At 69.2% G+C, this 18,218-nt stretch carries 8 protein-coding genes and 1 pseudogene; 7 read left to right on the top strand and 2 right to left on the bottom strand.

Annotated features, from left to right (window positions below; genetic code table 11):
• Positions 1-112: 112 nt before the first annotated feature.
• The 4 genes from ABZ855_RS28335 to ABZ855_RS28320 all read left to right on the top strand — a co-directional run bounded on the left by ABZ855_RS28335 (position 113) and on the right by ABZ855_RS28320 (position 12,865).
• On the top strand, positions 113-11,086 hold the full coding sequence (locus ABZ855_RS28335; protein ID WP_360811510.1) for a LamG-like jellyroll fold domain-containing protein: 10,974 nt from the start codon (positions 113-115) through the stop codon (positions 11,084-11,086).
• The gene (locus ABZ855_RS28330) at positions 11,086-11,805 is read left to right on the top strand and encodes a hypothetical protein (protein ID WP_360811508.1); all 720 of its coding nucleotides are present in this window, start codon (positions 11,086-11,088) and stop codon (positions 11,803-11,805) included. The genes ABZ855_RS28335 and ABZ855_RS28330 overlap by 1 nt, the downstream gene beginning before the upstream one ends.
• A gap of 26 nt (positions 11,806-11,831) precedes the next feature.
• Complete coding sequence (locus tag ABZ855_RS28325; RefSeq protein ID WP_360811506.1) at positions 11,832-12,365, top strand: SMI1/KNR4 family protein; 534 nt, start codon at positions 11,832-11,834, stop codon at positions 12,363-12,365.
• Between the two features lie 143 nt (positions 12,366-12,508).
• Positions 12,509-12,865: a hypothetical protein gene (locus ABZ855_RS28320; RefSeq protein ID WP_360811504.1), complete on the top strand. Its 357-nt coding sequence runs from the start codon at positions 12,509-12,511 to the stop codon at positions 12,863-12,865.
• Between the two features lie 123 nt (positions 12,866-12,988).
• Here the strand turns inward: ABZ855_RS28320 and ABZ855_RS28315 are convergent, their stop codons facing one another.
• Positions 12,989-13,918, bottom strand: a complete 930-nt coding sequence (locus ABZ855_RS28315; protein WP_360811502.1) for an NADP-dependent oxidoreductase — start codon at positions 13,916-13,918, stop codon at positions 12,989-12,991.
• A gap of 308 nt (positions 13,919-14,226) precedes the next feature.
• Positions 14,227-14,424: pseudogene (locus tag ABZ855_RS28310) on the bottom strand (GNAT family N-acetyltransferase); the annotation flags it as partial.
• 370 nt (positions 14,425-14,794) lie between these two features.
• On the opposite strand from ABZ855_RS28310, the gene ABZ855_RS28305 reads away from it, so the two are divergent.
• The 3 genes from ABZ855_RS28305 to ABZ855_RS28295 all read left to right on the top strand — a co-directional run bounded on the left by ABZ855_RS28305 (position 14,795) and on the right by ABZ855_RS28295 (position 18,213).
• Positions 14,795-15,436 (top strand): superoxide dismutase, encoded by a 642-nt coding sequence (locus tag ABZ855_RS28305; RefSeq protein WP_360811500.1) that lies wholly within the window; start codon positions 14,795-14,797, stop codon positions 15,434-15,436.
• 165 nt (positions 15,437-15,601) lie between these two features.
• A complete protein-coding gene (locus ABZ855_RS28300) occupies positions 15,602-17,224 on the top strand; it encodes an ABC transporter substrate-binding protein (RefSeq protein WP_360811498.1) in 1,623 nt (540 codons plus the stop codon).
• Between the two features lie 20 nt (positions 17,225-17,244).
• The gene (locus tag ABZ855_RS28295) at positions 17,245-18,213 is read left to right on the top strand and encodes an ABC transporter permease (protein WP_360811574.1); all 969 of its coding nucleotides are present in this window, start codon (positions 17,245-17,247) and stop codon (positions 18,211-18,213) included.
• The last annotated feature ends 5 nt before the right edge of the window (positions 18,214-18,218 follow it).

The following is an 18,218-nucleotide window of genomic DNA, read 5'->3' as shown; positions in this document are numbered from 1 at the left end:
CAGGAAATGGCAGGAAATGAATGGCTGTCTGAATTCGACTCACGGCTGATACAAGAACCCAACTAGCCCGGCATGCACGGGACTTGTGGTTCTTCTGGGGGGTAGAACGACGGTGGGTCACTTCTGGATCTCCGCCCGGCGTACACCGGGCTCCCTACGGGCGGCGGCGCTGCTCGCGGTCACCGCGCTGGTCGTCACCTGTGGCGGGCAGTCCGCCGTCGCACTGCCGGTAACGGCGGCGGCCCCCGCCACCCCCGGGCAGCAGAGCGGCACCGCGGCCGGTAAGAAGCACACCGTCCCCGCGTCGGCCACGGCGAGCAGGGCGCAGTCGAGGGCGGCGGCATCGGTGGCCGGCCACGCCAAGGGTGCGGTAGCGGCGTACAGGACTCACGCCAGGCACGGCGAGCCGGTCAGCTCGGGCAGCCGCGTCCACAAGGCGCCCGAACCGGCCGCCGCCGCACCCGCGCACAGACGCCCCCAGGGATTCAGCGCCGCCACCAGCGTCGAACAGCCCGAACTGGACACCGCCACCACGACGGTCTTCAAGAACGCCGACGGCACCTACACCGCCCAGATCCACACCCGTCCCGTCAACAAGCGCCGCTCCGACGGCAGTTGGGCACACATCGCGCCGACCACGACCACGACCACGACCGGGACCGGGACCGCGGCCCACGCCGCCTCCGACGCCTCGTACCGGACGGCGCTCACGGCCGCCGCCAATCCGACCGGCCAGGGCGCGACGTCGGCCACCACCTATGTCGAGTCCGGCGTCACGCAGAACTTCAACGGCAACGGGCAGCTCTACGTCGGCCAGTACCTCAGCCACAACTACAACTCGTACCTGCAGTTCAGCGGCTTCAAGACGCAGTTCGCGAACGACTACATCGTCAACTCGACGCTCTGGCTGGACACCGAGTACTCCGGCCAGGACACCAGTGCCACCTGTTCCGCCCAGCCGGTGAACGTCGCCGCGGTCAGCGGCTCATGGGACCCGACGAAGATCAACACCTACCCCGGCCCGGCCGCGGGCGCCCAGATCGGCAGCGCCAGTTTCGCCGCCGGCACCGACTGCGCCAACGGCCGTCAGTGGGAGGGCATCAGCCTCGACACGAAGACCGCGATGAACTGGGCCCACGGCTGGGCGCCCAACTACGGCCTCCAGCTCACCGCCCCCAACACCGCGGCCGCCGCCAAGGAGTTCTACGCCGACGACGCCTACCTCGCCGTCGAGTACACCCCGAACGGCGCCGGAGCCTCGTACTCCGAGGTCAGCTACGCCTCGCCGTGGAACAACCAGCCCGGCTGGGGCAAGGTCACCGTGCAGAACAGGGGAACCGCCACCTGGACCCCGACCAACGGCTACAAGCTCTCGTACCAGCTGTACACCGTCTCCGGGACCACCCGCACGCTGCTCACCACCCCCGCCTCGACCCCGGCCGTGATGCCGTCGACCGTCGCGCCCAACCAGCCGGTCACCGTCACCGCCGCCATCCCCGCGCTCACGGCGAACACGACGTATCTGATCTGCTGGGACATGGCGTACAACGGTGTGCTGTTCTCCACCTACGGTGTCCCGCAGACCTGTTACTCGCTGCCGGTGGTCAACAACCCCCCGATCATCGACACCTTCACCCCGGGCAACAACGGCGCGGTCTTCAGCCTCACCCCGACGCTCGGCGTCACCGCCCACGATCCCGACAACTACCCGGGTACCGCGCTCAGTTATTCCTTCGCGGTCTACGCCAACGGCTCGACCACCGCGCTGGCCACCTCGGGCGCCATCGCCACCTCCACCTGGACGGTCCCGGCCGCCAAACTGGCCTGGGGCGGCACCTACTACTGGACAGCGCTGGTCAGTGACGGCAACGCCACCTCCCTGTGGTCGGCGCCCGACTACTTCAACGTCCCGTCCGCGCCGCAGCCGCTGGTGACATCGCACCTCGGCGTCGCCCCGTACGACGCGACGGTCAAGGGCGTGGACCCGCAGATGGGCGACTACTCGACGCAGGCCACCGACGCCTCGATCGGCGGGCTCGCGGACGGCCCGGCGCTCAAACTGGTGCGCACCTACAACAGCCTCGACCCGGGTGTCTTCAAGGCGTTCGGCGCGGGCTGGTCGTCCATGCTGGACATGCGGGCGACCCCGGACTCGGACGGTTCCGGCAGCGTCGTGGTCACCCTCGCCGACGGCCGGCAGGAACGCTTCGGCGCCAACGGCGACGGCACGTACAGCCCTCCGGCGGGCGACTACGCGGTCCTGTCGGCCCCACCGGCCGGCTACGGCACCACGGGCCTGATGCTGACCGAGAAGTCGGGCATGCGGTACCTCTTCACCATCTCGGCCACCGACCCGGTCACCGGCCAGCCCTACTTCGGCCTGACCGAATTCGGCAACCGCAACGGCCACGGCCTGGACATCACCTGGAAGCCGGTCACCCTCACCCTCCCGGACGGGACGACGGTCACCCCCAAGGAACCGGTCGACGTCGGCTACTCCATCGACCAGGACAACGGGTACAACGACGGCGCCACCAACAGCCTCCCCGACCAGACCGTGCTCCTCGAACTGACCTGGGGCGTCCAGCAGGTGACCGCCTCGGACGGCACGACGAAGAAGGTCCCGCACATCGGCTCGGTCACCGACCGCACGGTCGCCGGGGTCACCCACCCGTGGGCGTACACCTACGACGCCGCCGGCCACCTCACCACCGTCTGCCCGCCGGCCACCAGCACCACCACGTCCACCTCCTGCACCGGATACACCTACACCTCGGGCACCGGCTCCGGATCGCACTTCGCCTCGATGGTCCTGGACTCCAACCCGACGGACTACTGGCGGCTCGGCGACGCCACGGGATCCACCACGGCGGCGGACAGTGTCGTCGTCAACCGGGGCACCACCAACGCCACGGCGGCCAATGTCACCTTCGGTCAGTCCGGCCCGCTGGCCGGATCGCCCGCCACCGCCGCCTCGTTCAACGGCACCTCCTCGTACCTGGCGCTGCCCGACAGCCTGGTGGCCGCCAGCAGCAACCTCGCGGTCGGCATGTGGTTCAGGACCACGCAGGCCGGCGGCACCCTCTTCTCGTACCAGAGCGCCAAACCCAGTACCGCCGTCACGGCCAACTACACACCGTCGATCTACATCGGCACGGACGGGAAGATCCACGCCGAGTTCTGGGACGGCGCCGCCGCCCCGATGGCCTCGCCGAGCGCCGTCAACGACGGCAAATGGCACTACGTGGTGCTCTCCGGCGCCCGTACCGCGCAGACGCTGTTCCTCGACGGGTCGCAGGTCGCCACCCGGACCAGCACCGGCACCCACACCATCGCCGTCAGCGGCCAGCCCTACACCACCGTCGGCGCCGGTGAACTCACCGCGTCCTGGCCGTCCACCCCGTCCACCGCCAACGCCCGGGGCTTCTTCAACGGCCAGATCCAGGACATCTCCTTCCTCCAGCACCCGCTCGGCCTCCCCGCGGTGCAGCAGGAGTACGCCTCGGGAACCCTCGCCGCCGCCGAACTCACCGGCAGCACACTGCCGTCGGGCAAGACCGCGCTCGGCGTGACCTACGACGCCCTGACCGACCGCGCCGCCACCGTCACCGACAGCGACGGCGGCACCTACCAGCTCGCCAACCCGGTCACCACCGGCAGCAACGCCTCCTACTACGGCGTCGCCCGCGGCACCCGGCCGTCCTTCGACTACCCGCTGACCGAGTCCGCCGGCCTCACCGCGGTCAATCAGTACGGCGTCGACGCCCCGCCCGGCGGCGCCTCCGACGGCATCTACAACGACGTCATGCTCGGTGAGCCCGGCATCTTCGGGCCCGGCGGGGACACGGCCGCCGGATTCAACGGCACATCCTCCTACCTCTCGCTGCCCTCCGGCGCCCTGGACGACACGACGGGGAACGCCACCGTCGCCCTGTGGTTCAACACCAAGCAGGCCGGCGGAGTGCTCTTCTCGTACCAGAACGGCCAGATCGGCACCGTACTGACCGGCAACTACACGCCGGCCCTCTACATCGGCACCGACGGTCTGCTGCGCGGCCAGTTCTGGGACGGCGCCCTGTCCCCGATGGCCTCCAAGGCCGCCGTCAACGACGGCAACTGGCACCTGGTCGAGCTGACCGCCACCGGCACCACCCAGACTCTCTGGCTCGACGGGCAGAGCCAGGCCACCCGGGCCGGCAAGTCCATCGCGGGCCAGGCGGCGACCTGGGGGGAGACGACCGTGACCGTCGGCGCCGGTTACATCTCCGGCTCCTGGCCCAAGCTCCCCACCACCAACGTCCAGGGGTACTTCAACGGCGAGATCGGCCAGGTCGGCGTCTACCGCACCGACCTCGACCAGACCAGCACCGAAGCCGCGCTCGGCCTCTACCGGGCCAGGGGATCCGCCACCGCGCTGATGCCCTCGACCACCGTCACCGTCACCGACCCCGCGCAGGGCACCGAGAAGTACACCTTCGACCCGGCCAACGGCAACCGCAGCACCGCCGTCACCGACGCACTCGGCGGCAGCACCACCTACGCCTACGACTCCCTCGGCTTCCAGGACGCGAGCACCGACCCCGACGGCCACACCGTCACCCGCCAGCACGACGCGTACGGCAACGTCCTGACCACCACCACCTGCCGCCAGGCCAACTCCTGCCAGACCTCGTACTTCAGCTACCACACCAACGCCGCCGATCCGATGGACCCGCTCAACGGCAAGGTGCTCTACGCCGCCGACGCCCGGTCCGGACCCACCGGCACCGCCAACCCGGCCTACCGCACCGCGTACACCTACACACCGTTCGGCGCCCTCGCGTCGGTGACCACGCCTCCGACGCCGGACTACCCGAGCGGACGGACCGTCAGATACACGTACTACAACAACAACCAGAAGTTCACCGACACCAACGGCGTCGTCTACACCGAGCCCTACGGCATGCTCGCCACGATCACCGACGCCAGGGGCCAGGTCAGCAGGTTCCACTACTGCGACACCACCGGCATCGGACAGGTCTGCAGCCAGACCGCCCCCTCCGGCCAGGTCACCTACTACGAGATCAACGTGTTCGGGCGCCTCACCGACCAGGCGGTCAGCTCCGACACCTACCCGGTGACCTTCACCTACTACGGGGCTCCCGTCGGCGGCGTACAGACCACGTACACCTACGACGCCCTAGACCGGGTCGCCACCAGGACCGATCCCGCCACCACCAACGCGGTCACCGGCACCACCGTCCACACCCCGCGGACCACGTACACCTACGACGCCGACAGCGACGTGATCACCAAGGCCGTCGCCGACACCACCGGCGGCGACGCCACCCGCACCACGCACTACACCTACGACGCCGGTGACCGCGTCAAGACCGTCACCGACCCGGCGAACGCGGTGACCCAGTACACGTACGACGCCTTCGGCCGGCAGGCGACCTGGACCGACCCGGCCGGAACCACCTACCGCTACGGCTACTCGGCGACCGGGCAGCTGGTCACCACCACCATGGCCGGCTGGACCGGCGATCCGACCGCGCCGTCCGCCGCGCGGGACCTGGTCCTGGAGTCCAGGGCCTACGACCCGGCGGGCCGGCTGGCCTCCGTCACCGACTCCATGGGACGGACCACCGCCTACAGCTACTTCGACGACGACCACATGCAGTCCGAGACCATCGGCTACGGCACCTCGATCGCCGTCACCGACAAGGCCTACGACTACGACGCGGCCGGCAACCGCACCTGGGAGTGCGACGTCTGGGCGGGCACCACCTGCACCCGCCAGACCAAGTACACCGTCGACGCCGCGAACCGCACCATCAGCACCGCCGTCGACCCCTCCGGTGCGAACCGGGTCACCGCCAACACCTTCGACCCGGACAACAACGTCCTGTCCCAGATCCTCACCGGGGACGGCAGGGCGCGCCAGACCGGCTACTCCTACGACGCCTCCGGCAACGTCACCTCGCGGTCCGTCCGGACCGACACCACAGGGCCGACCGGCTACTGGCCGCTGACCGACGGCGCGGTGAACGCCGCCGACTCCAGCGGCAACGGCTTCGCCGGAGTACCCGGCACCGGCGCCACCTGGGCACCGCCCGGCGGCAACTACGCCCAGTTCAACGGCACTTCGGGTGCCATCCTGACCAGCGGCACCCCTGTCGTGGACACCTCCCAGGCCTTCACCGTCTCCGCGTGGGCCTATCTGACCGCCACCAGCACCACCAAGGACTTCACGGTCGTCAGCCAGCAGGGCGACCAGAACAGCGCCTTCCAGCTCCAGTACAACCACACCACCAAGTCCTGGGCCTTCGTCCGCGCGGCCGCCGACACCGCCACCACGACCACGTACACCGCCGCCGCGACCGCCGCCGCCACGGCCGGTGTCTGGACCCATCTGGTGGGAGTCTCCGACGCCCTCGGAAATATGAGCCTCTACGTCAACGGGACCGAGGTCAGCGGAGTCTGCACCGGCTGCGGCACCCCCGTCCAGGACCTCACCCCGATGGCCAGCACCAAGGGCGTCGCGATCGGCCGCGGCAAGGCGGCGACCGCGTCCGTCAACTTCTTCGCCGGCCGGATCCGTGACGTCCAGCTCTACGCTCGTGACCTCACCGGCGACGAGATCAGCCAGCTCTACACCTCCGCGACCACCACCGGCGAATCGCCCGTCTCGCTCGGTGCCGCGGGCTGGTGGAAGCTCGACGACGGCGAGAGCCCGACCGCCGCCGACTACTCCGGCACCGGCAAGGCCGGCACCCTCAACACCTCCACCAGCTGGTCGGGCGAAAACGGCGGCTCGGCGGTCTTCGCCGGAGCCGGCCAGATCGCCACCGGCGGCCCCGCCACCGACACCACCAAGAGCTTCTCGGTGGCGGCCTGGGCGAAGATCACCAGCACGCCGGCCGGCACCTGGCAGACCGTCATGACCCAACAGGGTTCGCAGACCGGCGGATTCTCCCTCGACTACAACCCGACCGCCGGACGCTGGGCCTTCGACCGCTCCACCACCGACGTCGCCGCGCCCACCGTGGTGGGGGCCACCTCCACGGCGGCCCCCACCCTCGCCACCTGGACCCACCTCGTCGGCACCTACGACGCGGCCACCGGCAGGATGACGCTGTACGTCAACGGCGTAGCCCAGAACACCGCGACCGACACCACCCCGATCGCGAGCACCGGACCGCTGGTCATCGGCCGCGGCTACGCCGCGGGCGCCGCCGCCAACTACTTCAACGGCTCGGTCAGCAAGGCGCAGGTGTACAGCCGTACCCTGACCGCCGCCGAGGCCACCGCCCTCTACACCGCAGGCGGCACCGCCGGTTCCGCGCCGCTGACCACCACGTACACCTACGACCAGCGCGGCCTGCCGACCACGACGACCGACCCGCGCGGCAACGCCGCCGGGGCCACCGCGGGGGCGTACACCACCACCTACACCTACGACGAAGCCGGCCGCCCGACCACCACCACCTCACCGCCGATCGCCGTCGAACACGACGGCGCCGCGTCCCAGCAGGCCGTGGCCACCGTGCGCGCCGGGTACGACACCTTCGGCGACCAGGTGGAGTCCGACGACGCGACCGGCAGGATCATCACCACCACCTACGACGCGGACAGCCGCCCCCTGGCCGTCTCCCAGCCCGCGTACACCGCACCCGGCGGCTCCGCCACGGTCACCCCGACCACGACATACACGTACGACGCGCTCGGCCACGTCCTCACCGCGACCGACCCCCTGCAGCACACGGCCTCGTACACCTACGACCAACTCGGCGACCAGGTGCGGCAGACCCTGCCCGGCAGCCGCACCACCCACACTGCCTACGACACCGACGGCGAGGTGCTGAACACCACCGACCCGACCGGCGCGCAGACCCAGGCCACCTACGACCCGCTCGGCCGGCAGATCACCTCCACCCAGGTGGAACGCACCCCCACCGCCGCGGCGTACACCACCAATTACGGCTACGACGCCCTCGGTGACGTCGTCAGCGTCCAGGACCCTTCGCAGGCCGCCGCCAACACCGCCACCACCGCGAGCTACGACGCCCTCGGCGAGCCGATCACCGTCAAGGACGCGCTGGGCAACACCACTGGCTACACCTACGACGCGACCGGCCAGGTCGTGAAGACGACGGCCGCCGACGGCACCGCCACCACCCAGGGCTACGACCTCGCCGGGCGGCTCACCTCCGCCGCCCAACTCGACGCCCTGGGCGCCACCCTCAGCTCCACGTCCTACGGGTACGACGCGGCGGGCAACCAGACCTCGGCGACCGACGCCCGGCTCAACACCTCGACTGCCGTCTTCGACGCGCTCAACCGCACGGTGAGCCAGACCCAGCCGGTCGACGCCACCACCGCGATCACCACCTCGTTCGGCTACGACGCGGCGGGCGAGCAGACCCGCTACACCGACCCCGACAAGAACATCACCCTCTACACCTACAACTCGCTGGGCCTGCCCGAGAGCAGCATCGCCCCCAGCGTCACCGGCCTCACCTCGGCGGCCGACCGGACCACGACCTACGCCTACGACGCGGGCGGCAACCAGGCCCAGGTCACCCGTCCGGGAGGCGTGACGCTCACCAACACCTATGACGCCAACAACGAGTTGACGTCCCAGGCCGGCAGCGGCGCCGAGGCGGCCACCACCACCCGCACCTTCGGCTACGACGCCGACGGCCGTACCACGTCGGTGTCCGCCCCCGGCGGCACCGACACCTTCGGCTACGACGACCGCGGGCTCGTCGTCTCCATGGCGGGGCCCTCCGGCACCGCCGGATACACCTACAACAGCAACGGCCAGATCGCCTCACGCACCGACGCCACCGGTACCGCGACCTTCGGCTACGACGCCGACGAGCGGATCAGCAGCGACAGCGACCCGCTGACCGGAACCACCGCCACCACCACCTACAACTCCGTCAACCAGATCAAGGGCATCAGCTACGGCACCGGCTCCGCCGCCCGCGCCTACACCTACAACTCCGCGCACCAGCTGACGTCCGACGTCCTGACCAACCCGTCGGGGACGACCGAGGCATCGGTCGCGTACACCTACAACCCGGACGGCCAGATCGCCTCCGAGACGACCACCGGCACCGCGGGCGCCGGTACCAGCACCTACACCTACGACTTCGCCGGCCGCCTGAAGTCCGCCGCCGCCGGGTCCGCCACGACCAACTACGGCTACGACGCCAACGGCAACCGCACCAGCGCGGGTACCTCCACCGCCACCTTCAACGCCCGCAACCAGCTGACCTCGGTCTCCACCGGGTCCACCTCGACCACCTACAGCTACACAGCCCGAGGCACCACCGCGAGCGCGACAACCGCCAGTGCCACCACGACGTACACCTCCGACGCCTTCGACGACCTGACCGGCTCCAGCGCCGCCACCAGCTACACCTACGACGGTCTCGGCAGGCTCGCCACGGCGTCCTCCGGCGGCAAGAACGCCGCCTTCACCTACGACGACGCCGGCAACACCCCCGTCTCCGACGGCACTCAGAAGTTCGGCCGGGGCCCGGGCGGCGGCCTGGTCTCCTTCGCCGCGGCCGACGGTACCGGCGCCCAGCTCGCCCTCTCCAACGCGCACGGCGACATCACCGGATCCTTCACCGCGACCGGCTCGGCCCTCACCGGTTCCACCGCCTACGACGCCTACGGCCGTACGACCGCCACCAGCGGCGCCGGCACCAACCGCGCCGCCCTCGGCTACCAGGGCGGCTGGACCGACCCCGGCACCGGTCAGGTCAACGCCGCGGCCCGCTGGTACGACCCCGCCAACGGCGCCTTCACCAGCGCGGACTCCGTCAGCAACGCGCCCACCCCGGCGGTCAACGCCAACCCTTATGCCTACGCCAACGACGACCCCCTGGACAAGGCCGACCCCTCCGGCCACGACGCCTGCGCCAGCGACGACATCAAGGCCGAGGAAGAGGCCTACGAGCAGATGCAGGCCAACCTCAAGGCCTGGCAGGCGGGCGCGGCGGGCCGGCTCCTCGACTGGTCGCAGGGCCAGTGGGCGATAGGCAAGAAGAAGGCGGACGCCCAACGCCGCCAGAACGCCGCCGACGAGCGCGCCCTGAAGGAGGAACAGGACGCCTGGGAAGACCAGTTCAACAAGGACTTCAACGACGCCTTCAACTACGACTCGACGGCCCACGGACACGGTTCGCCGTCCCCTGCCGACACCTCCCCGTCCTACTCCTACTCCCCGAACACCCCCTCCTACTCCTTCGGCTCCAGCGGCGGCGGCAGTTCCTCGTACTACTACTACGGCGCGGGCGCCGTGGCCGTCGGCGGCGGCATGGCCTGGGGCTATGGCTCGGCGGGCGCGGGCCTGGCCGAGGTACTCCCCGAGGTCGGCGGAGCGATCTGGACCGAGATCGCCGGCGCGGGCGCCGAGGAGCTCCTCTTCGGCCTGGTCCTGGCCGCCTCGGTCTCCGACGACTGCGGTGCCAACGGCATCCCCACCCACGCCAAGAACCAGAACCTCGGCGGCACCAACTCCACCCCCATCCTCGGCACCACCCCGGCCGAGGACGCCGCAGCGGCGGCGGGGCATGACGCCACTAGCTCGTCGGCGGGCACGGACCCGAGCACGGCGACGTCCGGAAGCGGGGGGCTGGGCGGTGGCGGCGGTACCAAGGTCGCGGTCGGCGCCGAAGGATGTGAGCCGGATGAAATCCTCACCTCGGTAGGGTGCGAGGACCCGGACGACACGATGAGACGGGCGGTGAAGGAGACGTACGAGTGGTTGAGAAATGATCCTGGCGCCTCAAACGAATTCCTCAGCGAGTCCGAACTCAACTACCTGCGTGAGAACCCTGGGATGGGTCAGGCGAACTTCGGAAAGGCGCTGGAGCGGGCCGTCGCCGAGCATCCGGACGTCAAGCCCTATTTCATGCAGGTGGGAGGTGCTTCCATGCCGGACTTCGTAGGAACAACCAATCTCGAAATGTACGAAGTGACGACGAATACTCTTGAGCAGCTTGTGAAGCACTTCGCCAGGTCCTACGTCAATCCGATGACGTATATTACCTACCCCAGTGTTCCGTACGGATTCGGAGTGTTCTAATGGCTCAGCCATCCGGGTACAAGAAGCTGCCGGGCAGTAGCGGCGGTTTGAGGTCGGCGGCGGGTACCCTCGTCGAAGGCTTGGACCTGGCCGGATACGAGATCTTCGGTGGCAATGTCCGCGCGGTGGAGGATCCCCGGCTGCGGCCGACCTTCCGGGACATCATTCTGCGTGACTCCAAGATCCGCGATTGCGTATTCGAGAGCGCGTTGCTGGAAAGGGTCACCGTCGACGGCCTCGTCGTGGACGACGGAGATTTCTTCCGGGTGGTGGCGTGTGCGTTCCGGCGGGTCGAGCTGCGGGGGAGGATCGACAACGTTCTGATCGTCCCCCGCCTGCCGCCATATCCGGTGAACTTCCGGGAGATCTACAACCGGGCCAACGGTGAGCACTGGGTGGACCTGCTGAGCGACGATGACTGGGCACTCGACATATCCGAGGTCTCCGGAAGCCTGGACCTCAGGGCGGGAATTCCGGCTCGCTTGATCCGACGGGACCCCCGTACCCAGGTCGTCATGACATCACAACAGGCGGCGGACGGTGGGTGGCGAACGGTCCAAGGAATCGAACGAAGCGGACTCGGTACGCAGATCGAGCTCTTCTCGCAGTCGGGTTTCCGGGATTTTGTTCTCATCGCCAAAAAAGGGTTGCCATATTTCTCGGAACAGGTTGACATGATCCGGAAATTGCAGAGTATCGGTGCGGCGATGCCGGACTAGCGGGGGTCGAAAGATGGTCGTTAACGTTGAGACTTTTTGATCTCGAGAATGGACTCCGAAGACTGCGGGCGCTACGTCACAATTCGACTCGCGGGGTCGACTGGCCCGCGCTGAAATTATTGCTGGGTGTTGATCTCCCGACGGACTACAAAGAATTTGCCGATGCGTATCCGGCTCTGGAGATCGGCGGGTTCCTTCGGGTCTGGAGCCCCGCCTGCGGGCGGGAGGAAGAATTCATTGAGGGAGTTCATTATGAACTTGAAATCCTGAGGGAACTCCAGGAGGACGACGCGGCGGAGGGCTGTCTCGCCTACCCGGAGCACGGCGGGCTGCTCCCATGGGGTGGTTCGGTCGAGGGTGACGTGTTCTACTGGCGGACATCGCACGGTAATCCCGACCACTGGCCTGTGGTAGCCGGCGGCCGTGATGGTTCCTGGTGGGAGTGCGAAGCGGGCGTGCTCGGATTCCTGGTGGGAATGATCGATGGCACCGCGGACAGAGGGGAACTCGCGGCCGGAATCCTCGGGCCTGACTCTCCGGTGGTGACGCTCGGCTCGTGACCGGCTTTTCCTGGCGGATTGCGGGACTGCGGGGTAAGGCGTCCAGATTCGCGGAACCGTGAGTGGTGCGTTCGACGTCGTGTCAAGCCGTGGACATAGCCAAGTCGAGACCCGACTCATGCCTCCCCTGGGCAGCCTCCGCATTGTTCGGAGCTGCTGTCGGCTGCGTAGCCTGGTCTCTGACCGTCTGGGCGCGCGCCTACTGCGACGCGGGTTACGACGCCGGCGGACGCTTCGAACTCACCTTCCTGCTCCCTGTCGTAGTCGGCGTCGAAGCACTCGTCGGGCTCGCGGCGTGGGCCATCGGCCAACGCCTGCTGCTCCGCCCCCGGACGGCGGTTCGGGTCTCGCTGTCGACGTTGCTGGTGGTTGTAGCCACGGTGGGGCCGGCATGGTGGTTCTTCGCGAGCCGAGGGACGCTGGACGGCTATCCGGGCGACTCCGGCCTCTGCCCCGCGAACAACGTCCCTCCACAGTGGCCTGGCTGGATTCCGGCGTGATCGCGAAAACCCGCTGCCTTGCTGTCGACTCCCAGATGTTGTGGATGGTTGTCGTCCGTCGGTGTCAACGCCCATCGTGAACTCCACCGGCGGCCGCGGCTGCCTGCTCGATGGTCGCCTCGGTCAGTGAGGGCTAACCGGCCGGAGCACGATCTTGCCGTGGGTGTGGCGCCGCTCCAGCTCGCGGAACGCGTCGCGCACCTGCTCCAGCGGGTAGCTGCGGGCGATCGGTACCTCCAGCTCCCCGCGAGCGGCAAGCCGGGCCAGCTCGCCGAGGACTACCGCGCTCGCCGCCGAGCCTTCTCCGTAGGTTCGCGCACCGATCCTGGCCGCGGCCTGCCAGTCGCAGATCGTGTTGATCCGCTCGGGGCGCACGCCCAACTCCACCGCCAGGTCCACGTAGCCGTCGCCGAACGTGTCGATGAACGCGTCGATGCTCCCGCCGGAAACCTGCCGAATCCGTTCGGCCACGCCCTCCCCGTACGTGACCGGGACGATACCGCGCTCCTTCAGCCAGGCGTGGTTTCGCTCACTCGCCAACCCGATCACCGTTGCCCCGCGTCGCCGCGCGAGCTGCACGGCAAGGGATCCGACACCACCCGCCGCCCCGGACACCACGACCGTTTCGGCCGGTCGGGGGTCCACCGCGAACACGGTGGCGTACGCGGTCGTGCCGGCCACGTACAGCGAACCGGCCACGTCCCAGTCAAGCCCCGCCGGACGCGACACCAGATTCACGTCATCGACCACGACCAACTCGGCGTGGCTCGCCCGATTGTGGGTGAAGCCCAGGACCTCATCGCCCACACCGAAACCGCGTACGTGCGGTCCGACCTCCACCACGACTCCGGCAAGGTCGCTGCCCTGCCCGGAGGGGAACGTCGCCGGCCAGCGATCGTGCCGAGCGCCCTCGCGGATCATCACCTCGCCCGGTTGGATCCCGGCCGCGCGGACCTCGACCAGTACTTGCCCAGGGCCGGGCGCGGGCCGCGTCACCTCCTCCACCCGCAATACATCGATCCCGCCGTACGTATGGAGCCGCACCGCCTTCATCGCGTGATCACCGCACTTCCTCGCTCGGAAAGGGCTCGGGCGGCCACGCGCCGGCTGGCTGCACAACGACCGCGCCGCGGAATTCAATGGCCCAAGGGCGGATCGGTATTCCCAAGCACACCGCCACCGACGACATCACCCACCCCGACAAGGCGTCTGCATTACGGGGCTGACACCTGCTTCTGGCGTCCTGCTGAAGAAGACGTAGGCGGGGTGCTCGGGGTCTCAACTCGGCCGGGCCGCCGCCGTCCCGTGTCCGAGGGCGGGTCATGACTGTCTCCCGCCCGACCACGCAATCCCGTAACGGCTCACAGGGGCTCGGCGGCCAGAACCCGGGCGGGATGGCGCGGGCCGAGGAAGACGACGATGCCCTTGCCGTCGGGGGAGGGGTGGGTGGCCTGGGTCCAGCCCTGGTTGCGGTAGTAGGTGACCGCACGCGGTGACCGGCAGCGGTCGGTGGGGAAGGGGGCGAGGGTCGTCCAGGCGGTGGCGAAGCCGATGACCTCCGGGCCGATGACCTCCGCGCCGGCTTGTGTACCCGATCGGGGAAGCGCGGGTCGCCGCCCAGTAGGGCCGTCGCCGTCACCTCAGGGTCGGTGTCGCCGATCGATCCCATCGGAACCGCCGACACCTGGCGGGTGCGGGGCGGCGTCCCGCCCGACGGCGTTCGTTCAGTGGACGCCGCCTCGCACCCTCTGGCCTCCCTCGGCTCGCCGGCCGGGCCCCCTGCTCACGCCATGCCGCCTACCGCGTGCGAACCCGCTCCCGCCGCGACGCGGCGAAAGTCCTAGGTCCAATGCCTGATCCACAAGAGGCCTCTCCTGCTGCTAGCGTGCAGTTGCATACCAATCGCAATAACGTCGGAGGACGTCGGACATGGCGGTTTACACGCTCCCGGAGCTCCCGTACGACTACGCGGCGCTCGAACCGGTCATCAACCCGCAGATCGTCGAACTGCACCACGACAAGCACCACGCCGCATACGTCAAGGGCGCGAACGACACCCTGGAGCAGCTCGCGGAGGCCCGTGACAAGGAGCAGTGGGGCTCCATCAACGGCCTGGAGAAGAACCTCGCCTTTCACCTCTCCGGGCACATCCTGCACAGCATTTACTGGCACAACATGACCGGCGACGGCGGCGGCGAGCCGCTGGAGAAGGACGGGGTCGGTGAGCTCGCGGACGCGATCGCCGAGTCGTTCGGCTCGTTCGCCGGCTTCAAGGCACAGCTGACCAAGGCGTCCGCGACGACGCAGGGTTCGGGCTGGGGCGTCCTCGCCTACGAGCCGCTCTCCGGCCGGCTGATCGTCGAGCAGGTCTACGACCACCAGGGCAACGTCGGCCAGGGCTCCACCCCGATCCTGGTCTTCGACGCCTGGGAGCACGCCTTCTACCTCCAGTACAAGAACCAGAAGGTCGACTTCATCGACGCCATGTGGGCCGTCGTCAACTGGCAGGACGTGGCCCGGCGTTACGCCGCCGCCAAGGAGCGCGGCGACAGTCTGCTGCTGACTCCCTGACCGCATGAGAACGTCCTGCTCGTGATCGTCTTCTCAACCTTCACCGGGCAGGCGGCATGACGAAGGGCTCCCCCAAGGACGTGACTTGTGGGAGCCCTTCTGTTTTGGGCGATCTCAATTGCAAGTAATGTGCAAGAACATATTTACTGCAACAGGGAGCGGCTCATGACGACCCGTTGGATACGAGGCGCCGCCGTCACCGCGGCGATGGTCAGCGGGGTAGCCGCGTGCTCGGCGCCCGGAGGCGGCTCCGGCGGTGGCTCCGGCGGTGGCTCCGGCGGTGGTTCCGGGGACGGCACGTCCGCCGACTCGGTGGTGATCGGCGTGGCCTCGGAGCCCGACACGCTCAGCCCGCTGCTCGGCTACGGCAAGGACGGCAACTCCAAGCTCTTCGACGGTCTCCTCGCCCGGGACGCCGACCTGAAGCTCACCCCCGCCCTCGCGAAGGCGCTGCCCGAGGTCGGCGCCGACGGCCTGACCTACACGTACACCCTGCGCGACGGGGTCGAGTTCAGCGACGGCGAGCCGCTCACGGCCGCCGACGTGGTCTTCACCTACGAGACCGTCCTCGACGAGAAGACCAACAACACCTCCCGCAGCGAACTCGACGCCGTCAAGGAGGTGCGGGCGGACGGCGACGGCAAGGTCGTCTTCACCCTCAAGTACCCGTACGCGCCCTTCGCCGGCCGCACGATCCTGCCGATCGTCCCCGAGCACGTGGCAGGCGACCAGGACCCCAACACCGGCTCCTTCAACACCGAGCCGATCGGCACCGGTCCGTACGTCCTGTCCGCCTGGAGCAAGGGCGAGAAGCTCACCTTCAAGGCCAACCCGCACTACTGGGGCGGCGCGCCGCAGGTGAAGACGGTCACCATGGCGATCATCGAGGACGACGACGTACGCGCCACCCGGCTGCGCTCCGGCGACCTGGACGGCGCGATACTCCCGCCCAACCTCGCCGCCACCTTCAAGAACGACAGCGGCAGGAAGACGTACGACGCCAAGTCCTACGACTTCCGCACCGTCACCCTCCCCACCGAGAACAAGGTCGCCGGCGACCGGGCGATCCGACAGGCCCTGGACGCCGCAGTGGACCGTGAGGCCATGGCGGCCAAGATCCTCGACGGCGCGGGCCGCCCGGCGTACGGGCCGCTGCCGGTCGACGACCCGTGGTTCGCAAAGGGCATCGAACGCCCCCAGGACCTGGACAAGGCCAAGCAGATCCTGGACCGGGCGGGCTGGAAGGCCGGCGCCGACGGCGTCCGTGCCAAGAGCGGCCGGCGAGCCGCTTTCACCCTCCTCTACCCCTCGGGCGACAAGGTCCGCCAGGACCACGCCCTCGCCTACGCCTCCGACGCCAAGAAGGCCGGCATCGACGTGAAGGTGGAGAGCGCCACCTGGGAGGTCATCGAGCCGAGGATGAAGGACGACGCGGTCTTGGCCGGCGGCGGCAGCACCGGAGACCCCGACTTCGGCCTCTACACGCTGCTGCACTCCTCCCTCGCGGGCGACGGTTTCAACAACATGGGCCGCTACGACAACCCGGCCGTCGACCAGGCCCTCGACACCGGCCGCCGCAGCCAGGACGAGGCGACACGCAGGGCCGCGTACGACACGCTGCAGCGGGAGCTGGTGGCGAACCCCGGCTACACCTTCCTCACCCACATCGACCACCTCTACGTCCTCGCCGACCGGTGGACCGGCCTGACCACCCAACTGGAGCCGCACGAGCACGGATTCGCCAGCGGCCCCTGGTGGAACCTCGAGGACTGGCAGCCCAAGCAGTGAGCCCCCTGCCCTGGGGGCCGATGGCCCGACTGGCCGGGCGGCGGACCCTGTTCGCCGCCCCGGTCCTGCTCGTCGTCACCTTCGGCATGTTCGCGATCGCCGCCGCCTCCCCCTTCGACCCGGTACGCGCGTACGCCGGCACAGCCGCCCTCGGCGCCGACCGGGCCACCCTGGACCGGCTGCGCGTCAACCTCGGCGTGGACCAGCCCTTCGCCGAGCGCTGGTGGCACTGGCTGACCTCGGCGCTCAGCGGAGACCTCGGCCAGTCCAGCGTGATGCGCCAGCCGGTGGCCGAGGTGATCGGTGAACGCCTCGTCTGGTCCGCGCTGTTGTGCGCCGTCGCGTTCGTGGCGGCTGTGCTGACGGGCACGGCGCTCGGTGTGCTGGCCGCCCGCCGACAGGGCGGCTGGCTCGACCGTACGATCACCTCGCTCGCCTACACGCTCTCGGCCGCCCCGGTGTTCTGGACCGCCCTGCTCGTCATCTGGCTGTTCGCCCTCCGCCTGGACCTCCTCCCGGCGGGCGGCCTCACCGACACCGCCAGCGAACAGGTCACCCCCGGCCAGGTGACAAGCCACCTGGTCCTGCCCGCCGGAGTCCTCGCCGTCTCCCAACTTCCCTGGTTCACCCTGTACGTCCGCCAAGGCGTCGCCGACGCCCTGGCCGAGGACCCGGTACGGGGCGCCCGCGCCCGCGGCCTGAGCGAAACCACCGTCCTGCTCGGCCACGCCCTGCGCTCCGGCCTGCTCCCGGTCCTCACCCTGATCGGCTCCCGCGTGCCCGAACTCATCACCGGCGCCCTGCTGGTGGAGAGCGTCTTCAGCTGGCCCGGCATCGCCGCGGCCACCGTGGAGGCGGCCACCGCCGTCGACTTCCCGCTGCTGGCCGCCCTCACCGCGCTGGCCACCGTCGCCGTCCTGGCAGGCAACCTGCTCGCGGACCTGCTCTACGGCCTCTTCGACCCGAGGGTGAAGCTCAGTGAAATGTGACTCCC

The sequence above is a fragment of the Streptomyces sp. NPDC047042 genome, from assembly GCF_040644035.1.
In the GTDB taxonomy this organism is placed as follows: domain Bacteria; phylum Actinomycetota; class Actinomycetes; order Streptomycetales; family Streptomycetaceae; genus Streptomyces.
Note: the sequence above shows the minus strand (reverse complement) of the source record. Positions and strands in the feature narration are given on the sequence as shown.

Bases quoted from the DNA above. Each gene is read 5' to 3' on its own strand.
- ABZ855_RS28295 (WP_360811574.1), top strand. From the start codon at position 17,245: ATGGCCCGACTGGCCGGGCGGCGGACCCTGTTCGCCGCCCCGGTCCTG.
- ABZ855_RS28305 (WP_360811500.1), top strand. From the start codon at position 14,795: ATGGCGGTTTACACGCTCCCGGAGCTCCCGTACGACTACGCGGCGCTC.
- ABZ855_RS28315 (WP_360811502.1), bottom strand. From the start codon at position 13,918: ATGAAGGCGGTGCGGCTCCATACGTACGGCGGGATCGATGTATTGCGG.
- ABZ855_RS28330 (WP_360811508.1), top strand. From the start codon at position 11,086: ATGGCTCAGCCATCCGGGTACAAGAAGCTGCCGGGCAGTAGCGGCGGT.
- ABZ855_RS28300 (WP_360811498.1), top strand. From the start codon at position 15,602: ATGACGACCCGTTGGATACGAGGCGCCGCCGTCACCGCGGCGATGGTC.